This is a genomic window from Planctomycetaceae bacterium (genome assembly GCA_039680605.1).
Taxonomy (GTDB): Bacteria; Planctomycetota; Phycisphaerae; order SM23-33; family SM23-33; genus JAJFUU01.
In genome coordinates this window covers 41,235-60,703 of record JBDKTA010000063.1, presented here as the reverse complement: position 1 = coordinate 60,703, position 19,469 = coordinate 41,235, and the positions used below count along the sequence as shown (strand labels likewise).

The following is a 19,469-nucleotide window of genomic DNA, read 5'->3' as shown; positions in this document are numbered from 1 at the left end:
TGGCGCGGGAATATATCCGTCCATAGCCCCTGCGCCAAGAGAAAAAAGCGATGATTTGCATCCCCTCAGACCCGCCGACGCCGCCGCAGCAGGACCATCGCGGCAGCGACCAGCAGCGACAGCGTTGCCGGCTCGGGGATTATCTGCCAGCCGATCAGGTCCATCGCGATCAGGTCCTGCGGGCTGATGGTCATCAGGTGTCCAGCAGCCACAGCTGGCTCCATCAGGTTGGTCATACTCCCCATCTTCCAGTGCGACGCCTGCCATCCATCGCCATAGTCCGAACCGGTCGAAAGCTCAGCGATGCCATCGCCGAAGTAAAAGACCTGCTCCCCCCCAGGGGCCAGATATCGCGCGGTGGTGGTGAAGTCGAACCCGGACGCGGCAACATCGGCGGCCGCAAAGCGGAAAAAGTCCAGCGGCGTCGGTTCGATGAACCTGTAATCGGGATTGGTCGTGGTGAACATATAATCGACCCAATCGACATGGCTGATGAAGCCCAGCGCGTGCCCCATCTCGTGCATGGCCACGCCCACGAAATCGTATTTGTCGGCGTCGATCCCGTCGCTGGGGTCGTAATCCCAGGCGAAGTTGCTCGAGAACTTGATGGTGCCATCCGAGGCCGTCAGCAACTCCGTACCCCCCAGAGCGTGATAATTGGCCAACGTAAACGACATGTAACCGTCGAGTCCCCAGCCCGTCGGCACCTTGGCCGAAAACTGCGCGGCCGTGGGAAGATTCGGCAGCAATACCGCCTCGCGAGCGTTATTGACCTCGCCGGCATTAGCCACCATCATGTCGCGAATTTCCGTGTAGCCCCAGTAATACTTCGCGGAACTGGTGGAGCCCAGCACGTTGGCCCCCAGCGTGGAATCGAGATCCAGCGTCAGGTGGATAGTGACATCGTCGCCCAGCACCGCAGCCCAACGGGCAGCCGCGAGATTGAAAGCGGCTTTGGCTTGGGGATTGGCATTGAGCAAAGAACCATAGGTCAAGGCGAACGTAGCCCCGGCGTTCTGCACCAGGCCTCGATCGCCTGCCTCCTGCAGCCCAAGGTCTTCAACGGCAGAGGTGACCATCCTTACGATGACAGGCTCGTCGGCACGGACGGGGGCGGCAACCATCGCTAGAAATGCTGCAATCAGACATAGAACTGCCGACATGCGCACACGGATGCTGCTCTTGTCCATGCTCCTTCTCCTGCATTGCCGCGAAAGGGACCTCTGGGCCGTAGTTTACGGCACCTTGTCTCATCCGACAAGAAAAAACATGCAAAAGATTTGCATTCAGCGGATCCAGCGTAGGACGCAGCGGTCCCTTTGAAAATGCGGACGAATCGCCCGCTGTTAATGTTGCCCTGATGCCCGACAGGTGGTTGCCCTTAATTTTTCACAGCGAACCTTTGATTTTAGTGGCTAGAATAGATTTCCTGTTTTATTATCAGACTGTCACGTGCGAAACGATACCTCAACCAATTAATCTGAGGACTGCGATGAGCGAGAGTCTGGAAAGCATCGTCAAAAGCGTCTGCCGTTCTTGCGGCAATGACCGCGCGCGGATGATGGACGTGGTCCGCGGCGTACAGGAACAGACCGGCGGCGTCACCAGCGAGGCCATGGACCTCATCGCCGGCGAGCTGTCGACGCAGCGCATCGAGGTCGAGAGCGTCGTGTCTTTTTACTCGTTCCTGTCCAGCCGCCCCAAAGGCCAGGTCGTCATCCGCCTGTGCAACGACGTCATCGACAAGATCAAAGGCGTCGACCGCATCGCCCAGGCATTCTGCCAGGAACTGGGCATCGAGATGGGCCAGACCACCCCCGACGGGCGCATCACCCTGGAATGGACCGCCTGCATCGGCATGAGCGACCAGGCCCCCGCCTGCCTGGTCAACGACGAGGTGTTCACGAGAATGAACACCGACATGGCCCGCGAGATCGCCGCCAAGCTCAAAGGCGGCGCCGAGTACTTCAAACTCAAGCACGAACTGGGCGACGGAAACAACGCCGACGAACTCGTCCACTCGATGGTCATCAACAATATCCGCAAGGCCGGACCGATCATCTGCGGTTGCATGGAGCCCGGAGCGGCCATTCGCAACGCCGTGGCCATGACGCCCCAGGAAGTCATTCGCGACATGAAGACCTCGCGACTGCGCGGGCGAGGCGGCGCGGGCTTCCCCACCGGGATGAAGTGGGATTTCACGCGAGGGGCCCAAGGGGCGACCAAGTACGTCCTGTGCAACGCCGACGAAGGCGAACCGGGCACTTTCAAGGACCGCGTGATCCTCACCGAGCAGAGCGACCTGATGTTCGAGGGCATGACCATCGCCGGTTACGCCATCGGCGCCCGCGAAGGCATCGTGTATCTGCGGGCCGAGTACGCCTACCTGCGGCGGTTGCTGGAGCGCACCCTCAGCGAGCGCCGGGCCAAGGGGCTGCTGGGCAAGAACATCGCCGGCAAGCAGGGCTTCGACTTCGACATCCGAATCCAGATGGGCGCCGGGGCGTACATCTGCGGCGAGGAGACGTCGCTGATCAGCTCGTGCGAAGGCCTGCGCGGCGACCCCAAGACCCGCCCGCCGTTCCCGGCCCAGAAGGGCTACATGGGCTGCCCCTCGACCGTCAACAACGTCGAGACCTTCTGCTGTGCCGCCCGCATCATGGAAAAGGGTCCGGGCTGGTTCGCCCAGATGGGCTCCAAGGGCTCGCCCGGAACCAAGCTCCTGTCGATCAGCGGCGACTGCATGATGCCCGGCGTCTATGAAGTCCCCTTCGGCGTCAAGCTCTCGGAGGTGCTCGAGATGGCCGGCGCTGAAGACACGCAGGCCGTCCAGGTCGGCGGGCCCAGCGGACAGATGGTCGGCAAGGCCGAGTTCGGCAGAACTATCTGCTACGACGATCTGGCCACCGGCGGCTCGATCATGATCTTCGGCCCCAAGCGCAACGTCCTGGAGATCGCCAACGAGTTCATGGAGTTCTTCTGCGACGAAAGCTGCGGATACTGCACCCCCTGCCGCGTCGGCAACGTGCTGCTCGAGCAGCGCCTCAACGCCATCCTCGACGGAAAAGGCGAACCCGGCGACATCGAGTACCTCGAAGACCTCGGCAAGACCGTCAAACTCGCCAGCCGCTGCGGCCTGGGCCAGACCTCGCCCAACCCGATCCTGACGACCATCAAGAACTTCCGCGGCGAATACGAAAAGCGGCTGAAAAAACCCGAAGGCGAGATGATCCGCCGCTTCAATATTCACGAAGCCCTCAGCGATGCCAAGGCCATCACCGGCCGCCAGTCCACGCTGTATTAACAGGAACCCACTTATGAGCCAGATGATCCAGTTCACGATTGACGGCGTCGAGGTGACCGGCCAGACGGGCCAGACGATCATGCAGGCCGCCGACGCGGCCGGGATCTACATCCCCCGCCTGTGCTTCCTCAAGGGGCTGAGCCCCTACGGCGCCTGCCGCGTCTGCACGGTGATGGTCAACGGGCGCCCGCAGACGGCCTGCACGCAGCCCATCGCTAATGACATGGTCGTCGAGAACGACACCGCTGCGCTGCTGGAAGTCCGCCGCAGCATCGTCGAGATGCTCTACGTCGAGGGCAACCACTTCTGCATGTTCTGCGAAGTCAGCGGAAAGTGCGAACTGCAGGCCCTGGGCTACCGCTTCAAGATGATGGTGCCCAAGTACCCCTTCCAGTATCCCGACCGCGAGATTGACGCCTCGCACCCGGACCTGTTCATCGACCGCAGCCGCTGCGTGCTCTGCGCCCGCTGCATCCGCTCGAGCAAAGAACTCGACGGCAAGAACGCCTACGGGTTCGTCGGGCGCGGACCGAGCAAGAAGATCGCCTTCAACTCCGCCGAGGGTCTGGCCGGCACGGAAGCCTCTGTCGACGACAAGGCCGCCGAGGCCTGCCCCGTCGGCACCATCCTCAAGAAAGACACCGCCTTCCGCGTGCCTTACGGTCAGCGCAAGTACGACGCTCAACCCATCGGATCGGAAATCGAGGCCACCAAGCCCCAGTAAGCCCCGAGGCAAATAAACCATGGCAAAACCCAAAATCGCAACATGCTCTCTGGCCGGATGCTTCGGCTGCCACATGTCGATCCTGGACATCGACGAGCGGATCCTGCAACTGGCGGAGCTGGTCGACTTCGACCGCTCGCCCATCGACGACATCAAGCACATCACCGGACCGGTGGACATCGGCTTGATCGAGGGCGGATGCTGCAACGAGGAAAACGTCCACACGCTGGAAGAGTTCCGCAAGCACTGCAAGATCCTCGTCACCGTCGGCGAGTGCGCGCTGATGGGCGACATCCCCGCCCTGCGCAACTGGATCCCGCTCAAGGAGTGCCTCGACGAGGCCTACCTCAACGGCCCCACCGTCCACAACCCCTCAGGCCAGATCCCCAACGATCCGGAGATCCCCCTGCTGCTCAACAAGGTCTATCCCTGCCACGAGGTGGTCAAGATGGACTACTTCCTGCCCGGGTGCCCTCCCAAGGCCGACACCATCTGGCAGGCCCTGGTGGCCCTGCTGACCAACAAGCCCCTGGATCTGCCCTACGAACTGGTCAAGTACGACTAAGTCACTGGAGAATAACGCGTGGTCTCTGCCAACAAAAATCGGATAGTCATCGAGCCGGTCACCCGCGTCGAGGGGCACGGCAAGGTCACCCTGATCCTGGACGACCAGAACAAGGTCTCGCAGGCCCGGCTCCACATCGTCGAGTTCCGCGGCTTCGAGCGATTCGTCCAGGGCAGGCCCTTCTGGGAAATCCCCGTCATGATCCAGCGCCTCTGCGGCATCTGCCCGGTGAGCCATCATCTGGCGGCCGCCAAGGCCATGGACCGCATCGTCGGCGGCGAGAAGCTCACCCCCACCGCCGAGAAGATGCGCCGGCTCATGCACTACGGACAGATGTTCCAGTCGCACAGCCTGCACTTCTTCCACCTGGCCAGCCCGGATCTGCTGTTCGGGTTCGGGGCCGATGTGGCGCTGCGCAACGTGATCGCCGTGGCGGCCAAATTCCCCGACTTGGCCGTCCAGGGCGTGATGATGCGCAAGTACGGGCAGGAGATCATCAAGGCCACCGCCGGCAAGAAGATCCACGGCACCGGCGCGATCCCGGGCGGCATCAACAAGAACCTGTCGATCGCCGAGCGGGATTTCTTTCTCAAGGACCTCGACCAGATGCTCGCGTGGGGCCGCGGGGCGCTGAAGGTCGCCAAGGATTACACCGTCGAGAATCTCGACAAGGTCAAAGACTTCGGCTCCTTCGAGTCCAACCACCTGTCCATCGTCAAGAAGAACGGGTGCATGGATTTGTATGACGGCAACCTGCGGGCCATCGACGCCCAGGGAAAGAAGATCTTCGACCAGGTCGACAACCAGGACTACGCCAAGTACATCGCTGAGGAAGTGAAGAACTGGTCCTACATGAAGTTTCCCTTCATCAAGAGCCTCGGTCCGGAAAAAGGCTGGTACCGCGTCGGCCCGCTGGCACGCATCAACGCCTGCGACTCGATCGCCACCCCCGAGGCCGAGGCGGCCCGCAAAGAGTTCATGGCCGTCACCAACGGCAAGCCCAACAACATCACGATGGCGTACCACTGGGCGCGGATGATTGAGAACCTGCACTCGATCGAGAAGATCGCCGAGTTGCTGCACGACAAGGACCTGCAGGGCACGGACCTGATCGTCCGCGGCCAGCGGCGCAATGAGGCCGTGGGCATCATCGAGGCCCCGCGCGGGACGCTGTTCCATCACTACAAGGTCAACGACGACGACCAGGTCACCATGTGCAACCTGATCGTCTCGACCACCAGCAACAACGAGCCGATGAACCGCGCCGTCCAGGGCGTCGCCCGCGATTATCTCAGCGGCAAGGAGATCACTGAAGGCCTGCTCAACCACATCGAAGTGGCGATCCGGGCGTACGATCCCTGCCTGTCCTGCGCAACGCACGCCATGGGCAAGATGCCCCTGCTCGTCGAACTCTACGACAGCAACGGCACGCTACTCGACACGAGAACAAAGTAAAGGGTGGCATGGCGACCTGCCTGCCGGCAGGCAGGCACGCGAAGCGGGTCGCCATGGGAAGCGGATGGATGGATGGATGGATGGATGAGTGGATGAGTGGATGGATGAATGTTTTTCGTCCTCGTCGTCGTCCTCGTCCTCGTCGTCGGTTTTTAAGTTGTTGGGATAGAAAAGATGTCTGATCCGCAAAAGATCCTGCTAATCGGTTTCGGCAACCCCGGCCGTCTTGACGACGGCCTGGGTCCGGCGTTGGCGCAGGCGATCGAAGAGATGGCCCTGCCCAACGTCACCGTCGACATCGACTACCAGGTCAGCGTGGAGCACGCCCAGGCGATCGCCGGCTGCGACCGCGTGGTTTTCGCCGATGCCTCCACCGACTGCCCCGAGCCGTTCTCCTTCACGCGGATCGAGCCCGCCGAGCATCTGAGCTTTTCCAGCCACAGTCTCTCCCCGGCGGCGGCGATGAGCCTGGCCGGGGAACTCTTTGCCGCCAAGGCCGAAGGTTACATCCTGGCCGTTCGAGGGTATGATTTCAACGAGTTCGGCGAGCGTCTCAGTGCGGCCGCCATGGACAACCTGGCCGCGGCGACGGCGTTTGCCCGGACATTGCTGAGCGGCGGCGACTGGGCGCAGGTGCGCCCGTGGCGCTGCGAAGAACCGGCTTCCTCTGCCACTGCTGTAAATAGGATTTAGAGCATGCAAGACAACAAGCACGTGATCCTGTACATCGACGACGACAAAGACTTCCTGGATGTCATGCGGATGATCCTGGAGAAGAACGGGTACATCATGGCCGAGGCCGCGTCGGCCGAAGAGGGCCTGCGCGTCTACAAAGACATCAAGCCCGACCTGGTGATCGTCGACTTGATGATGGAAGAAGTCGACGCCGGGACCAGCTTCGTCAAGGAACTGCGCGCCCTGCACAACACGGCGCCCATCCTGCTGCTCAGCTCCGTCGGCGACGACTTCAACCGCCTGGCCGACTACAGCGCCATGGGGCTTGACGGCGTGCTGCAGAAGCCCATCAATGAGGCGCAGATCCTCACGCTGCTGAAAAAGAAGCTGCACACCGCGTAGTCCGGGTGGCGTCCCGAAGGGACGCACAGGACATAAGCCGGGGGCAAGCCGAAGCGAGCAACGCGAGCGAAGGCGCAGCCCCCGGCACAGGGTTTGACCTGCCGCCCCGAAGGGGCGGGCAGTAGCCCGCCAAAGACTCTGGTCGCCCCTTCGGGGCAGCTATTTTCTATATCATGCTTCCGGGGGCTGCGCTTCGCTTGCCCCCGGCTATGCCCGAAGTGTCCCTTCGGGACACGGAGTCGTGTTCTCTTTTCTTCCCGCCGCCGCCCTGTTACAATCACCCGCCTTATTGGGAAGGAAGAACCATGGAAGACGTTTACGGAAACCTGATCAGTTCGCTGGCGATCAAGAACGACAAGCGCATCGTCATGCTCGTCATGGACGGGCTGGGCGACATCGACAATGGCGGTAAGGGCACTGCCCTGCAGCAGGCCCGCACGCCCAACCTCGACGCCCTCGCGGCTGTCAGCGCGCTGGGGCTTTCGCTGCCGGTGGCCACGGCGGTCACGCCCGGCAGCGGTCCGGGGCACCTGGGCCTATTCGGGTACGACCCGCTGGTCTACCAGGTCGGGCGCGGCGTGCTGGGCGCGCTGGGGCTGGAGTTCCCGCTGGAGAAGCGCGACGTGGCGGCGCGGCTGAACTTCTGCACGCTGGACAAGGATGGCAAGGTGATCGACCGCCGCGCCGGGCGCATCGGCGACGACGTCAACCGCGCCTGCCTGGCGAAGATCAAGGCCAAGCTCAAAGTCCCCGCCGGCGTGGAAGTGTTCTTCGAGACCGAAGCCGAGCACCGCGCGTTGATGGTGCTCCGCGGCGACAATCTGGACGAGAATGTCGGCGAGACCGACCCCCAGGTCGTCGGCGCGGCTCCGCTTTCGCCGGTCAGAGCCCCCCACCACACGTCGCGCACCGCAAAGATCGTCGACGACATCCTCACGCAGGTGCAGAAGATCCTGGCCGACGAGCCCAAGGCCAACATGATCCTCGCCCGCGGGTTCGCCAAGTTTCCGGACTGGCCCAACTTCGCCCAGCGATGGAAGCTCAAGGCCGCCGCCGTCGCCGGATACCCAATGTATCGCGGCGTGGCGCGCCTGGTCGGGATGGACGTCGTCGCCACGCCGACCACCGCTGCCGACATCTGCGCCGAAGTGGCCAGGCTCATCAAGGGCAGCGACTACACGTTCATCTTCGCCCACTTCAAGTACACCGACAAGACCGGCGAAGACGGCGACCTGGCCGGCAAGATCGCCCGCATCGAAGAGATGGACGCGGCCCTGCCGGCGCTGCTGGCGGCTAACCCCGACGTCCTGATCGTCACCGGCGACCACTCGACGCCGCCCTCGCTCAAGGCCCATAGCTGGCACGGCGTTCCGGCGTTGATGAAGGCCCCGCACCTGCGCGGCGGCGACGGCAACAGCTTTAACGAGGTTGCCTGCCGCCACGGCCAGATCGGCACCATCCCCGCCCGCGAGCTGCTCCCGCTGGCGCTGGCCCACGCCGGAAAGCTCGAGAAGTTCGGCGCCTGACGCCGCGCGACGCGACCGACATGCTGCGAGCAATATCCATAGCGGCGGCTCTTGCCGCTCTGACGGGCGCCGCCCTGCTCTGCGGCGCGCCGGGAGGCACTGTGATGGCCGCCGGAAAAACCACGCCGTTGCGCGTGCTGTTCGTGGGCAACAGCTACATCTTCGTCAACGACCTGCCGGCGATGATCCAGGCGATGGCCGCGGCCGCCGGTCAGTCGCGGCGGTTGGAATATACCCTCAACGCTCCGGGCGGATGCACGCTGCAGCGGCACTGGGAGAGCACCGGCGTTCGCAAGCAGATCGCCGCGGGCACGTGGGACGTCGTCGTGCTCCAGGAACAAAGCCAGATGCCCTTCGTGCGGGCCGAGGTCTTCCAGAAGTTCGCGGCGCTGCTGGCCAAGGAAGCCGCCGCAGCCGGCGCCAAGCCCCTCTTCTACCAGACCTGGGCGCGCAAAGACGCCCCACAGACGCAGGAAGCCCTGACGCGCGAGTACGCCGCGGCGGCTCGTTCATCCGGCGGAGCGATGGCGCCGGTGGGCGAGGCCTTCGCCGCGTGCCGACGGCAACATCCTGGTATCGGCCTTTACCACAGCGACGGCAGTCACCCCAGCGTCGCGGGCACGTACCTGGCGGCATGCATTTTCTACCGCGTGCTGTACAATGCAGATCCCAGAGGCCTTCCCGCAAAACTCAGTGCCGCGGGCAAGACCCTGGCGAACCTGGCCGAGCCCCAGGCCCAGGCCCTGCAGGCGCTGGCGTGGGAGATTGCAGGCGAGGCGCCGTCGCCGACGACGCAGGAAGCACCCGCCCCCAAGAGTTCCGCCGATAAATGAAAGAAGATCAATGAGCAAAGTGCAAAGCCCCCCGCTGACGCTGATCTGCCCGGACCCGACGATCCACGCCGATGAAATCTACGACCTGACCGGGAAGGTTTTCTCCGGCGGCAACGAGTACTACGGCTGGCAGAAGTACTGCCGCGAGTATTACTTCGGCAACAGCCACTTCGACTGGTCGGCCTCGACGATCGGCCTGATGGACGGGCACATCGTCACCCACTGGGGCGTGTGGAACTACGCCATGCGCATCGGCACCGCGAGAGTCAAGTGCGGCGGCATCGGGGCCGTGGCCACCGACGGGCGATACCGCAGCCGCGGACTCATGACCTTCACCGGCAACGAGAACATGGCCCAGATGCGCCGCTGCGGATACGACCTCTCCGTGCTCTTCGGAAAGCATGACTTCTACCACCGCTACGGCTACGTGCGCTCGTGGCCGGGCCGGCACTGGTCGATCGGCGTTTCGGAACTGCCCGCCGAAAAGCCCCACGCCGCACCGGTGCTGCTGGAAGACCCGCCGCGCGACGCGTTCGACCGTCTCTACAACCGCTATCACGCCGGCCTTACGGGCACGGCCGTGCGCCCGACGTTTCGCGGGCCGATGCTGCAGTGGGGCCACAAGCACTTTGCCTGGCCGGTCCGCGGCCGCGGCGCCCCAACCCTTGATGGCTACATCATCTGTTCCTTCGGCGGCCAGGACGTCAACGTGGCGGAGTTCGCCGGCGACACCGAGCAGGTGCTGCGCGCCCTGCGGCTGCTGGCCGATCAGAACGGCTGCAAGAAGATCAACTTCATGTGCCTTCATCACGACAGCGACCTGTGCCGCCGCATCCGCCGCGTGTCGTGCAACTGCTCGACCACGTACACCCGCAACGGCGGCGAGATGGTCGCGATGGTGAATCTCGAAAGCACCATGTCCAAGCTGACCGGCGAGTTGTCGCGACGCCTGAAGCACTCGGAGTTAGCCGCGTGGCGCGGCGAGCTGCTCATCGAAGACCAGACGGGCAAGGTGCTGCTGAAGATCGATCGCGGCCGCGTGGGCCTGGCCAAACCGGCGGCGTGCCGAAACGCCATCCGCGGGGGCATGCACGTAGTGCAGCTTGTCGTCGGAACGCAGGACCCGTTTGAGACGATCGACGCGGCTGGCATCAAACTGACCGGCGAGGCCAATCGCCTGCTGCCGGTGCTCTTTCCCGACCAGCACCCGATGCTCAGCCAGCGAGACCACTTCTGACGCCCGCGACGGGCTGGGAGTTTTCACCGCGGAGATCGCGGAGACCGCAGAGGTATAAAAAGAGATTTACAGCGCCGTGCGGAAGCGTCTTCAAACATTCATGTGCCGCGAGGTTAGATTAGCTATGCTTTGAGCCCCTTGCTTCTCTGCGATCTCCGCGATCTCCGCGGTGAGATATCCGAGCTGAATCGTTACTGGGGCTTGATCGCCTTGGCGGCAATGTCTTTGCGGTAGTAGCAGCCTTGCCAGTGGATCTTTTCGGCGGCGGCGTAGGCGCGCTGCTGCGCGTCGGCGATGGTATCGCCCAGGGCGGTGACGCCCAGGACCCGCCCGCCGGTGTTGACGAGCTTGCCGTCTTTCATCGCCGTTCCGGCGTGGAAGACTTTGACGTCGGCCATCGCGTCGGCGTCGGCGACGCCGGTGATCTCAAAGCCCTTGGCGTAGTCGCCGGGGTATCCGCCGCTGGACATGACGACGCAGACCGCGGGGCGGGCGTCCCATTCCATCGTCACCTCGTCCAGGCGGTGCCGAGCCACCGCGACCATCGCCTCGACCAGGTCGCTCTTGAGCCGCATCATCAACGGCTGGCATTCCGGGTCGCCGAAGCGGCAGTTGAACTCGATGACCTTGGGCCCGGCGGCCGTGAACATCAGCCCGGCGTAGAGCACGCCTTCGTATCGGCCGAAATCGCGGCGCATGGCATCGACGATGGGCACGAGGATTTCCCTCTCGATGCGGGCGCTGGTCTTGTCGTCGATAAACGGCACGGGGCTGTACGCGCCCATGCCGCCGGTGTTGGGGCCCGTGTCGCCGTCGCCGATGGGCTTGTGGTCCTGCAGCGCTTCCATCGTGTAGATGGTGCGCCCGTCGACCATCGCCAAAACGGTGGCCTCCTGGCCGGTGAGCATTTCCTCGATGAGCACGGTCTTGCCCGCGTCACCGAAGAGACGCTGCTCCATCATCTGTTCGAGGGGCTTGACGGCCATGTACGGTTCGGGGCAGACCACCACGCCCTTGCCCTTGGCCAGTCCGGCGGCTTTGACCGCCACCCCGTGCTCTCGCGAGAGGACGTAGTCCTTGGCGGTCTGCAGATCAGTGAAGATTCGCGCCTCGGCGGTGGGGATGGCGGCGCTGCGCATGAGGCTCTTGGCGTAGGCCTTGTCGGCCTCGATCCGGGCGCCGGCGGCGGTGGGACCAAAGCACAGCAATCCGGCGGCGCGGATGGCGTCGCCCAGCCCTTCGGCCAGCGGGTCTTCCGGTCCGACGACGACCAACTCGCACTTGTATTGCTGGGCGAGGGAGACGATGGCAGCGTGGTCTGAGGCGGGCACGTCGAAGCACTCGCCGTGCTGGGCGATCCCGGGGTTGCCCCCGGCGACATACAGCTTCTCGCACAGGGGGGACTGAACGATTTTCCAGGCCAGCGCGTGTTCGCGCCCGCCGGTTCCGACCAGCAGAATATTCATGGCAGGTTCTCGCCTCGGGCAAGGCCTCTCAGGCGGCCGATCTGACCGCGCAGCTCTGCTGCCGCCTGCGTTTCGGGGAAGCGTTCCATCACGTCCTCGGCGACCTTGACGGCCTCGACGTACCGCCGGCGGTCGAGCATGTCTCGGATCTGGTCTCGCAGCTCGCGCACCTCTTCGATGCGGGCGTTGTCTTCCAGCGTGTCCATCCGCAGGGCCAGTTGCCTGGCCTCGTGCGAATCGGGATAGGCGTCGATGAGCTTTCGCCCAGCCACAACCGCCTGTCGCCACTGGCGCGCCTCGCTCTGCTTCTCCACCTCCCGCTTCATGCGCAGGCGCATCTCGCGGTGGTAGATGTCGGATTCCCGCTTAATGCGTTCGAGCAGGCGTTCGGCGGGTTCAAAGCCGGTGTGGACCTGGAGCAGTTGGCGCACGGCCGCTTCGGCCTGATCGAAATGCCCCAGGGCCATCAGGTCTTCGGCCCGGGTGCGGCAGGTTTGGAGTTCATGGCTGGCCGCTTCCATGACGGGCGAGGGCTTGGGCTCGGGGGCATCCTGTGCGAGCTCGCCGTCGCCGCCGGCGCCCTCGGGACTCTGGACAGGCCCGTCGTCGTCGAGAGCGGAGGGCAGTTCCTCCGTGACGGCCAGGCTTTGAGGCGGCTCGCTCATCGCTACCGGCGCCGGGCGGGCGTCGACCGCCTCGGCGGTAGGCATGTCTTGCGCCTCGTCGAGCGGCGGCGCCAGGGGCGCCTGCTGGATTTGGCGTTTGACCGAGCGGGCGGCCGCACTGGCACGCGACTGCTGGGCGGCGTTGAGCTGGGCCATCTGCCGCACCATCTCGTGCAGGAGGTGCAGTTGGGCGTCGGCGGGGCCTCGCTGAGTGTCGGCCGGCGCGGCGACAGGGGCGCGTTGCGACGCCAGTCGCCGCAGCGCCACGGCGGTTTCATATTGAATGCGCACCACGTACGCCAGCGCCCAGAGCAGGCACCCCACGACCGTGCCCCCGGCCAGGATCACCAGGGCCGAGACGATCTCGCCGTTGCTCAATCCGTCGTGGCGGCCGGAATCGTACAGCGACACGCAGGAGATAATTCCACCCGCCAGCACCGACAGCATCGCCAGGACGGTCAGGAACACCACCAGGACCGTCGGCGCCGGAGGCAAGGAGTTGGATTTTCCGTTCTGAGCCATGTGTTATCCCATTGAAGGCCGCCATTATGCGCCGCCGCCCTATGAAACGCAAGGGCGTGACAGAGCCTTCTGCGCGCGATGCTCCACGTTGACTCGCCCGCGGTGCGGTTCTACAATATGTACATGAGCATCCCACCCACCCTCAAGCGGGCCGCCGCCCCCCGACGGCAAAAGGCGTTCACCCTGATCGAACTGCTGGTGGTACTGGCGATTCTGGCTGTCCTGATCGTCATCCTGGTCCCCACGGTCGGCATCCTGATCCGCAAGAGCTATCAGGCCAAGTGCGCCAGCAATATCCGCCAGATCGGAGCAGCGTGCCTGGAATACGCCCGCGATCCCAAGATGCATCGCGGCCGCACCGGTCAACCCAACGCCCTTCCCATTTCCGCGACGTTGACCTCCGCCAACTGGGGCAGTCTCACCGACGGCAATGTCGCCGGACTGTGGGTGCTCATCGACAAGGGCTTCTCGCCTCGCGGCATCTTTCTATGCCCTGAAGCCGGAAGCATCCGTGGCAAGAATGAACCCGCTGCCGGCGACTCGGCGTTCACCCTGGCGACCGTCTCCTACAGCTATCTCTCGCAGGTAGCGTTCCCGGCGAAAGTCACAACCGACAAATCCACGCTGGTCATCGTCGGCGACGCCAATCCCCGCTGCACGCCCGGAACCACCGCCATCGGCGACAACAACTCCGCCTGCTCGCCCAACCACAATGGCAAGGGGCAGAACGTTGGCCGCTATGATGGCTCGGCCGTCTGGTTAGACGGCACGGTTAACGAGCCTACAAACGATGACGACATCTATGCCGCCAACGATGATGGCACCGAAGGCCAGGGCAAACGCGGCAGCGCTGACGACTCATTTCTTATACCATAGGGACAATTTTGAAATTTTTGCCGCCGTTTAACCCATTGGAAAGTATGTGCTTGTATCATCTCCCCCACTAGCCATCAGGTTATTCCCGTACAATTCTCTTGCGGTCTATTTCTTACCGCTTATAATCCGCTTTTAGAGTCGCAGAGTGCTTGAGATCATGCACTGCGGTTCGCTGAAAATGACCCCGTTTTCGGATCGGTCCCCCCCCGGCCGGTCCGAAGCAGTGGCGGTGCTTGTCGTCCCCCCCCGCGACAAGCCCGCCTTTTTTTATGGGTCCCTGCGCCAATTCCACCCAAGCGGCAGCGCCGCAATTGACCCGGCACAAATTCGGAGGCCGCCGATGCGGTCTACCTATAATTACTCGGTCCACAATTACATCGGAGTGGGAGACATGGCTGACGGGGCGGAATTCCACGGGCGAGACAGTCCCGGCACTGAGAGTGAGCTCAGAGACCGGCGTTTCCGCCGACAGATGTTGCAGACGCGAACGCTGCTTCGGGCCGCGCGCAGCCTCAATAAAGACCTGGACCCGCGGCAGGTTCTGCGGGAGTTGATGAACGCTGCGATGCGGCTGATTGACGCCACGGCAGGAACGTGCGGGCGCCTCGTCGAGGGCAAGCTCGTGTTCCGCGACTACTATCGCCGCGGCGCCGAGGTCGAGGCGATCAATCTGGAGTTCGAGCCCGGACACGGCGTCCCGGGGCACGTCATGCAGACCGGCAAGACGTATATCTCCAACAACATTGAGCAAGACCCGTACGCGGACCAGGATCTGTGCGCCGAGTTTGGCGTCTACAATCTGATCACGGTGCCGGTGCTGACATCTTCGGGCGATTTGCTGGGATGCTTCGAAATGCACAATACCCGCAACTGCCGCCCCCTGACCCGCACCGACCAGCGGGCGCTGAAAGTCCTGGCGATGCTGGCGGCCGTCGCGCTGAAGAACGCCCTCATGTCGGACCAGCGTCAGGACGTGATGGAGGCGCTGCGCAGCAGCCAGGAGAGATTTGAATCACTCGCCCAGAGCAGCCCCGACTGGATCTGGGAAATCGACACCGCCGGGCGGTTTACCTACGCCAGTCCGGCGGTCAAGACGCTGCTGGGGTACGAGCCTTCCGAGCTCATCGGCAAGACGCCTTTCGATCTGATGACGCCGCAGGAGGCGTCTCGCGTTCGCCGGCACTTCGCTCACCAGAACGCCTCGCGCCTCAAAATCGAAAACGCCCAGAGCGAACTTCTCCACCGCCAGGGGCAGCGTGTGGTGCTGGAAACCAGCGGCGCCGCCTTTTCTGACGCCCAGGGGCAGTACCTGGGATATCGAGGCATCTCTCGCGACATCACCGAACGCAAGCGCCTGCAGGAAACGCTCGAAGCGGCCAACGAAAACCTCGAACGCCGCGTCAGCGAGCGCACCGCCGTGGCGAACTGGCGGGCCCGGCAGCTTCGTGCCCTGGCCAGCGAGATCACCCGCGCCGAGGACTACGAGAGGCGGCGCGTGGCCCACGTGCTGCACGAACAGCTTCAGCAGTTGCTGGTGGCGGGACGCATGCGGGTCGAGGACCTGCTGCGCAGCGGGCCCAGCCCCCACCAGCAGAATCTGCTGGGGCGCGTACACGACATCCTGCGCGAGTCGATCGAGACCTCCCGCACGCTGGCCGTCGAGCTCTACCCGCCCATCCTCCACGAACTGGGCCTGCCGGCGGCGCTGGAATGGCTCACCCAGCAGATGCAGGAACGTTACGGCCTGGACGTGCATGTCGAGGCCGACCCGCAAGCCCAGCCCGAGGACGAAGACCTCCGGGGCTTCCTCTTCCAATCGGCCCGCGAGCTGCTCTTCAACGTCGTCAAGCACGCCCAGGTCTCCCAAGCCACTGTCAGCCTGACGATTAATCGCGACGCCCGCGTAGAACTGGCCGTGGAAGACCGCGGGGCGGGCTTCGACGCCACGCTGCTCCAAACCGGTGAGCAGGAAGAAACCGGTTTTGGCCTCTTCAGCATCCGAGAACGCATCGAAGCCCTCGGCGGCGCCATGGACGTGATCAGCCGCCCCGGTCACGGAACGCGCGTGGTGGTGACCGCGCCGCTGCGCGGGGCGGTCTACCCTCACCGCCGCCTGGCCGGCGTCGACGGCATGCTCGGCTCGCCTGACCAGCGCGTCAGTTCGCTGCGGCGAGTCCTGTCCGCCACCCCGCCCAAGCCCGGAAAGATCCGCGTGCTGCTGGCCGACGACCACGCCATCATGCGACAGGGACTGGCTACCCTCCTCGAAGGCGAAGACGACATCCAGGTCGTCGCCGAGGCCAGCGACGGACAGATGGCCGTGGACCTCGCGCGCGATACGCGCCCCGACGTCGTCATCATGGACGTCAGCATGCCCGTGCTCAACGGCATCGAGGCCACACGACTCATCCATCGCCAGGCCCCCGCCTCTGCCGTCATCGGGCTGTCCATGCACGAAGACGCCACCATCGCCGCCGAGATGCGCGAGGCCGGCGCGGCAGCCTATCTGACCAAGGGCGGTCCCAGTGAAGACCTCATCAGCGCCATCCGCGACAGCGTCGCCAGCTTGAAAACATAGTTGTGAGGTGTGAGTTCAAACGGGAGGTGGGCAATGATTACAAGACTTCTGGGGCAGACGGGACTGAGGGTCACGCAACTGGGGTTCGGCGCCATGGAACTGCGCGGACCGGAGATATGGTCCGGCCGCCCTGTCGACGACGCCGCAGCCGACGCGATCCTCAACGCCGTTCTCGACACGGGCATCAACTTCATCGACACGGCCGTGGACTACGGGCGCAGCGAGATGTATATCGGGCGGTACATCGCTTCGCGCCGGAACGAGTATTACCTGGCCACCAAGTGCGGTTGCGATCCCAAGGACGCCGGCGGCACGATGCAGAGCGACCACACGTGGACGCGCGACACGCTGATGCGCAACATCCACGCCAGCCTCGACCGGATGCACACCGACCACGTCGACGTGTTGCAGTTGCATAACCCCAGCCCCGACGACGTGCTCTCGGGCGATCTGGTCAGCGTGCTGGAAGACATCCGCAGCCAGGGGCTCACGCGGCACATTGGAATCTCGACGACCCTGCCGCACATGCTGCAGTTCCTGGAGATGGGCGCCTTCGAGACCTACCAGATCCCCTATTCGGCCCTGGCGCCGATGCACCACGACGCGATCTCGATGGCTGCGGAGGTCGGCGCGGGGATCATCATCCGCGAGGGAATCGCCGTCGGCGGGCCCGACAGCGAACTGCCCGAGCGCGCCCAACAGGCCGGACTGTCCGCATGGGCGCAGGCCGGCCTCAATGAACTGCTGCCTCATGGAATGAAACCCGCCGAGTTGCTCCTGCGATTCACGCTGACGCACCCGCACTGCCACACGTGCATCGTCGGAACGCTCAACGTCGAGCACCTCAAGGACAACGTCGCCGCCGCCGACCGCGGCCCGCTCGACGACGACCTGTACCAGGAGGTCCTCAACCGCATCGCAGCCTATGCGGCCGGATGACGCCGCGCTATTCCTCCTCGGTGTTCCAGTTGGAATAGTTCGGCGATTCCTGCGTAATGGTGATGTCGTGGGGGTGGTTCTCGGTGAGGCTCGCGCCCGAGATGCGGATGAAGCGCGCCTCCGTCCGAAGCTGCTCGATGCTGGGCGTGCCGCAGTGGTCCATCCCGCTCTTGAGCCCGCCGATCATCTGGAACACGAAGTCCGCCAGGCGACCGCGATACGGCACGCGCCCCACCACGCCCTCGGGCACCAGGCGGTTGGGGGCCGTGCGCGCGTCTTGCCCGTAGCGGTCGGCGCTGCCGGCCAGCATCGCGTCCATCGAGCCCATCCCGCGATATACCTTGCACCGCCGCCCCTTGAAGATGATCGTCTGCCCGGGGCTCTCGTCCATCCCCGCGAACATGCTGCCCATCATCACGCTCGACGCCCCTGCCGCGATCGCCTTGGTGATGTCGCCGCTGTGGCGAATGCCGCCGTCGGCGATCACCGGCACGCCGCTGGAGTCGCCCACGCGGGCACAGTCGCTGACGGCCGTGATCTGCGGCACGCCCACGCCCGTAATCACCCGCGTCGTGCAGATGGCGCCGGGTCCGATCCCGATCCGAAGCCCGTCGGCGCCGGCGGCGATCATGTCCTCAGCCGCATCCGCCGTGGCGATGTTGCCGGCGATCACGTCGATCTTGTGAGCGGCCTTGATCTGCCGCACCGTCTCGAGCACGACGTCCTTGTGCCCGTGCGAGGTGTCGACCACGATCACGTCCACGTCGCGCTTGATGAGCTGCTCGGCGCGGTCGAAGTCCAGCACGCCCACAGCCGCCCCCACGCGGAATCGCCCGCGCGAGTCCTTGCAGCTCTTGGGGAACAGCCGCAGCTTCTCGATGTCCCGCATGGTGATCATGCCGGCGAGTTTGCCGTCGGGCGTGACCAGCGGGAGCTTCTCGACCTTGTGGCGGTTGAGGATTTTCTCGGCCTCGTCGAGCGTGGTCTCCGGCGGCGCGGTGACGGGGTGGGGCGTCATGACCTGTCCAATGAGGCAGTCTTCGTTCTGGAACGTCAGGTCGCGCCGCGTGAGGATGCCCACCACCTTGCCGGACGCGTCGACGATCGGAAAACTGCCGATGTTGTGCTCGGCCATCAGCTTTCGCGCCGTGGCGGTCGAGGCGTCGGGCCCCAGCGTAACCGGGTCGACGATGATCCCGTGCTCGCTGCGCTTGACCTTCTCGACCTCGCGGGCCTGGTCGTGTATCGAGAGGTTGCGATGGATGATGCCGATGCCCCCCTCCTGCGCCAACGCGATCGCCAGCGCCGCCTCGGTGACGGTGTCCATCGGGGCCGACACCAGCGGAATGTTCAGACGGATGTTCCGCGTCAGGCGCGTGGAGGTATCGAGCTGGTCGAGCACCACGCTGCTTCGCCGCGGCACCAGCAGCACGTCGTCAAAGGTAATGGCATCGCCAATGAGCTTGGTCTTCATGGTTTGGCCCTGAATTGCGAAGTATGGAGTCCCATTGACAGATTATGCCCCCCCGCCGCGCCGGCGTCAAGATGAGAAAACTTTCCGGGCAACTTACCCGTGGCGGGCGGTCTTTCAACGACGTTCGCCATGTGCTTGCACCCAGACCCCGACACAGGCTTGCGGCTTGGCGTCTTTGGCAGCGCCCCCAAGCGCTTCCACTTTCTTGCACTTTGTTGTACTTTTCAC

General features: G+C 64.2%; 16 protein-coding genes. 12 read left to right on the top strand and 4 right to left on the bottom strand.

The genetic code is table 11. The features are described from left to right. Positions 1-65 precede the first annotated feature (65 nt). Positions 66-1,190, bottom strand: a complete 1,125-nt coding sequence (locus tag ABFD92_18715) for an NF038122 family metalloprotease (GenBank protein MEN6506574.1) — start codon at positions 1,188-1,190, stop codon at positions 66-68. Between the two features lie 302 nt (positions 1,191-1,492). On the opposite strand from ABFD92_18715, the gene ABFD92_18710 reads away from it, so the two are divergent. The 9 genes from ABFD92_18710 to ABFD92_18670 all read left to right on the top strand — a co-directional run bounded on the left by ABFD92_18710 (position 1,493) and on the right by ABFD92_18670 (position 10,721). Next, positions 1,493-3,304 (top strand): NAD(P)H-dependent oxidoreductase subunit E, encoded by a 1,812-nt coding sequence (locus tag ABFD92_18710; protein ID MEN6506573.1) that lies wholly within the window; start codon positions 1,493-1,495, stop codon positions 3,302-3,304. A 13-nt stretch (positions 3,305-3,317) separates the two neighbouring features. Then, a complete protein-coding gene (locus ABFD92_18705; protein ID MEN6506572.1) occupies positions 3,318-4,028 on the top strand; it encodes a 2Fe-2S iron-sulfur cluster-binding protein in 711 nt (236 codons plus the stop codon). A 19-nt stretch (positions 4,029-4,047) separates the two neighbouring features. Then, a complete protein-coding gene (locus ABFD92_18700) occupies positions 4,048-4,593 on the top strand; it encodes an NADP oxidoreductase (protein MEN6506571.1) in 546 nt (181 codons plus the stop codon). 18 nt (positions 4,594-4,611) lie between these two features. Next, positions 4,612-6,048: a Ni/Fe hydrogenase subunit alpha gene (locus tag ABFD92_18695; GenBank protein MEN6506570.1), complete on the top strand. Its 1,437-nt coding sequence runs from the start codon at positions 4,612-4,614 to the stop codon at positions 6,046-6,048. A gap of 174 nt (positions 6,049-6,222) precedes the next feature. Next, positions 6,223-6,741 (top strand): hydrogenase maturation protease, encoded by a 519-nt coding sequence (locus ABFD92_18690; GenBank protein ID MEN6506569.1) that lies wholly within the window; start codon positions 6,223-6,225, stop codon positions 6,739-6,741. 3 nt (positions 6,742-6,744) lie between these two features. Further along, entirely contained in the window at positions 6,745-7,125 is a 381-nt protein-coding gene (locus tag ABFD92_18685) for a response regulator (GenBank protein MEN6506568.1), read from the top strand. A gap of 305 nt (positions 7,126-7,430) precedes the next feature. Then, positions 7,431-8,651, top strand: a complete 1,221-nt coding sequence (locus ABFD92_18680) for a 2,3-bisphosphoglycerate-independent phosphoglycerate mutase (GenBank protein ID MEN6506567.1) — start codon at positions 7,431-7,433, stop codon at positions 8,649-8,651. A 20-nt stretch (positions 8,652-8,671) separates the two neighbouring features. Next, positions 8,672-9,484 (top strand): DUF4886 domain-containing protein, encoded by an 813-nt coding sequence (locus ABFD92_18675; protein ID MEN6506566.1) that lies wholly within the window; start codon positions 8,672-8,674, stop codon positions 9,482-9,484. 10 nt (positions 9,485-9,494) lie between these two features. Next, the gene (locus tag ABFD92_18670; GenBank protein MEN6506565.1) at positions 9,495-10,721 is read left to right on the top strand and encodes a GNAT family N-acetyltransferase; all 1,227 of its coding nucleotides are present in this window, start codon (positions 9,495-9,497) and stop codon (positions 10,719-10,721) included. Positions 10,722-10,912: 191 nt separating this feature from the next. Here ABFD92_18670 and purD read toward each other — a convergent pair whose 3' ends face one another. Together purD and ABFD92_18660 are read right to left on the bottom strand one after the other, a co-directional pair. Then, positions 10,913-12,187, bottom strand: coding sequence for a phosphoribosylamine--glycine ligase (purD, locus tag ABFD92_18665; GenBank protein ID MEN6506564.1), 1,275 nt, complete (start codon positions 12,185-12,187; stop codon positions 10,913-10,915). Further along, entirely contained in the window at positions 12,184-13,374 is a 1,191-nt protein-coding gene (locus ABFD92_18660) for a hypothetical protein (protein MEN6506563.1), read from the bottom strand. Before ABFD92_18660 ends, purD begins: the two co-directional genes overlap by 4 nt. A 123-nt stretch (positions 13,375-13,497) precedes the next feature. Here ABFD92_18660 and ABFD92_18655 point away from each other — a divergent pair, with 123 nt between their 5' ends. The 3 genes from ABFD92_18655 (at position 13,498) to ABFD92_18645 (ending at position 17,767) form a co-directional block, all read left to right on the top strand. Beyond that, positions 13,498-14,250, top strand: a complete 753-nt coding sequence (locus ABFD92_18655) for a type II secretion system protein (GenBank protein ID MEN6506562.1) — start codon at positions 13,498-13,500, stop codon at positions 14,248-14,250. Between the two features lie 391 nt (positions 14,251-14,641). Then, positions 14,642-16,828 (top strand): PAS domain S-box protein, encoded by a 2,187-nt coding sequence (locus ABFD92_18650; protein MEN6506561.1) that lies wholly within the window; start codon positions 14,642-14,644, stop codon positions 16,826-16,828. Positions 16,829-16,861: 33 nt separating this feature from the next. Continuing rightward, positions 16,862-17,767, top strand: a complete 906-nt coding sequence (locus ABFD92_18645) for an aldo/keto reductase (GenBank protein ID MEN6506560.1) — start codon at positions 16,862-16,864, stop codon at positions 17,765-17,767. Positions 17,768-17,774: 7 nt separating this feature from the next. On the opposite strand, the gene guaB is transcribed toward ABFD92_18645, so the two are convergent. Continuing rightward, the gene (gene guaB / locus ABFD92_18640; GenBank protein ID MEN6506559.1) at positions 17,775-19,241 is read right to left on the bottom strand and encodes an IMP dehydrogenase; all 1,467 of its coding nucleotides are present in this window, start codon (positions 19,239-19,241) and stop codon (positions 17,775-17,777) included. Positions 19,242-19,469 lie beyond the last annotated feature (228 nt).

Coding starts and splice junctions, on each gene's coding strand:
- ABFD92_18715 (MEN6506574.1), bottom strand. CDS start 1,190: ATGGACAAGAGCAGCATCCGTGTGCGCATGTCGGCAGTTCTATGTCTG.
- ABFD92_18710 (MEN6506573.1), top strand. CDS start 1,493: ATGAGCGAGAGTCTGGAAAGCATCGTCAAAAGCGTCTGCCGTTCTTGC.
- ABFD92_18705 (MEN6506572.1), top strand. CDS start 3,318: ATGAGCCAGATGATCCAGTTCACGATTGACGGCGTCGAGGTGACCGGC.
- ABFD92_18700 (MEN6506571.1), top strand. CDS start 4,048: ATGGCAAAACCCAAAATCGCAACATGCTCTCTGGCCGGATGCTTCGGC.
- ABFD92_18690 (MEN6506569.1), top strand. CDS start 6,223: ATGTCTGATCCGCAAAAGATCCTGCTAATCGGTTTCGGCAACCCCGGC.
- ABFD92_18685 (MEN6506568.1), top strand. CDS start 6,745: ATGCAAGACAACAAGCACGTGATCCTGTACATCGACGACGACAAAGAC.
- ABFD92_18680 (MEN6506567.1), top strand. CDS start 7,431: ATGGAAGACGTTTACGGAAACCTGATCAGTTCGCTGGCGATCAAGAAC.
- ABFD92_18675 (MEN6506566.1), top strand. CDS start 8,672: ATGCTGCGAGCAATATCCATAGCGGCGGCTCTTGCCGCTCTGACGGGC.
- ABFD92_18670 (MEN6506565.1), top strand. CDS start 9,495: ATGAGCAAAGTGCAAAGCCCCCCGCTGACGCTGATCTGCCCGGACCCG.
- purD (MEN6506564.1), bottom strand. CDS start 12,187: ATGAATATTCTGCTGGTCGGAACCGGCGGGCGCGAACACGCGCTGGCC.
- ABFD92_18660 (MEN6506563.1), bottom strand. CDS start 13,374: ATGGCTCAGAACGGAAAATCCAACTCCTTGCCTCCGGCGCCGACGGTC.
- ABFD92_18655 (MEN6506562.1), top strand. CDS start 13,498: ATGAGCATCCCACCCACCCTCAAGCGGGCCGCCGCCCCCCGACGGCAA.
- ABFD92_18650 (MEN6506561.1), top strand. CDS start 14,642: ATGGCTGACGGGGCGGAATTCCACGGGCGAGACAGTCCCGGCACTGAG.
- ABFD92_18645 (MEN6506560.1), top strand. CDS start 16,862: ATGATTACAAGACTTCTGGGGCAGACGGGACTGAGGGTCACGCAACTG.
- guaB (MEN6506559.1), bottom strand. CDS start 19,241: ATGAAGACCAAGCTCATTGGCGATGCCATTACCTTTGACGACGTGCTG.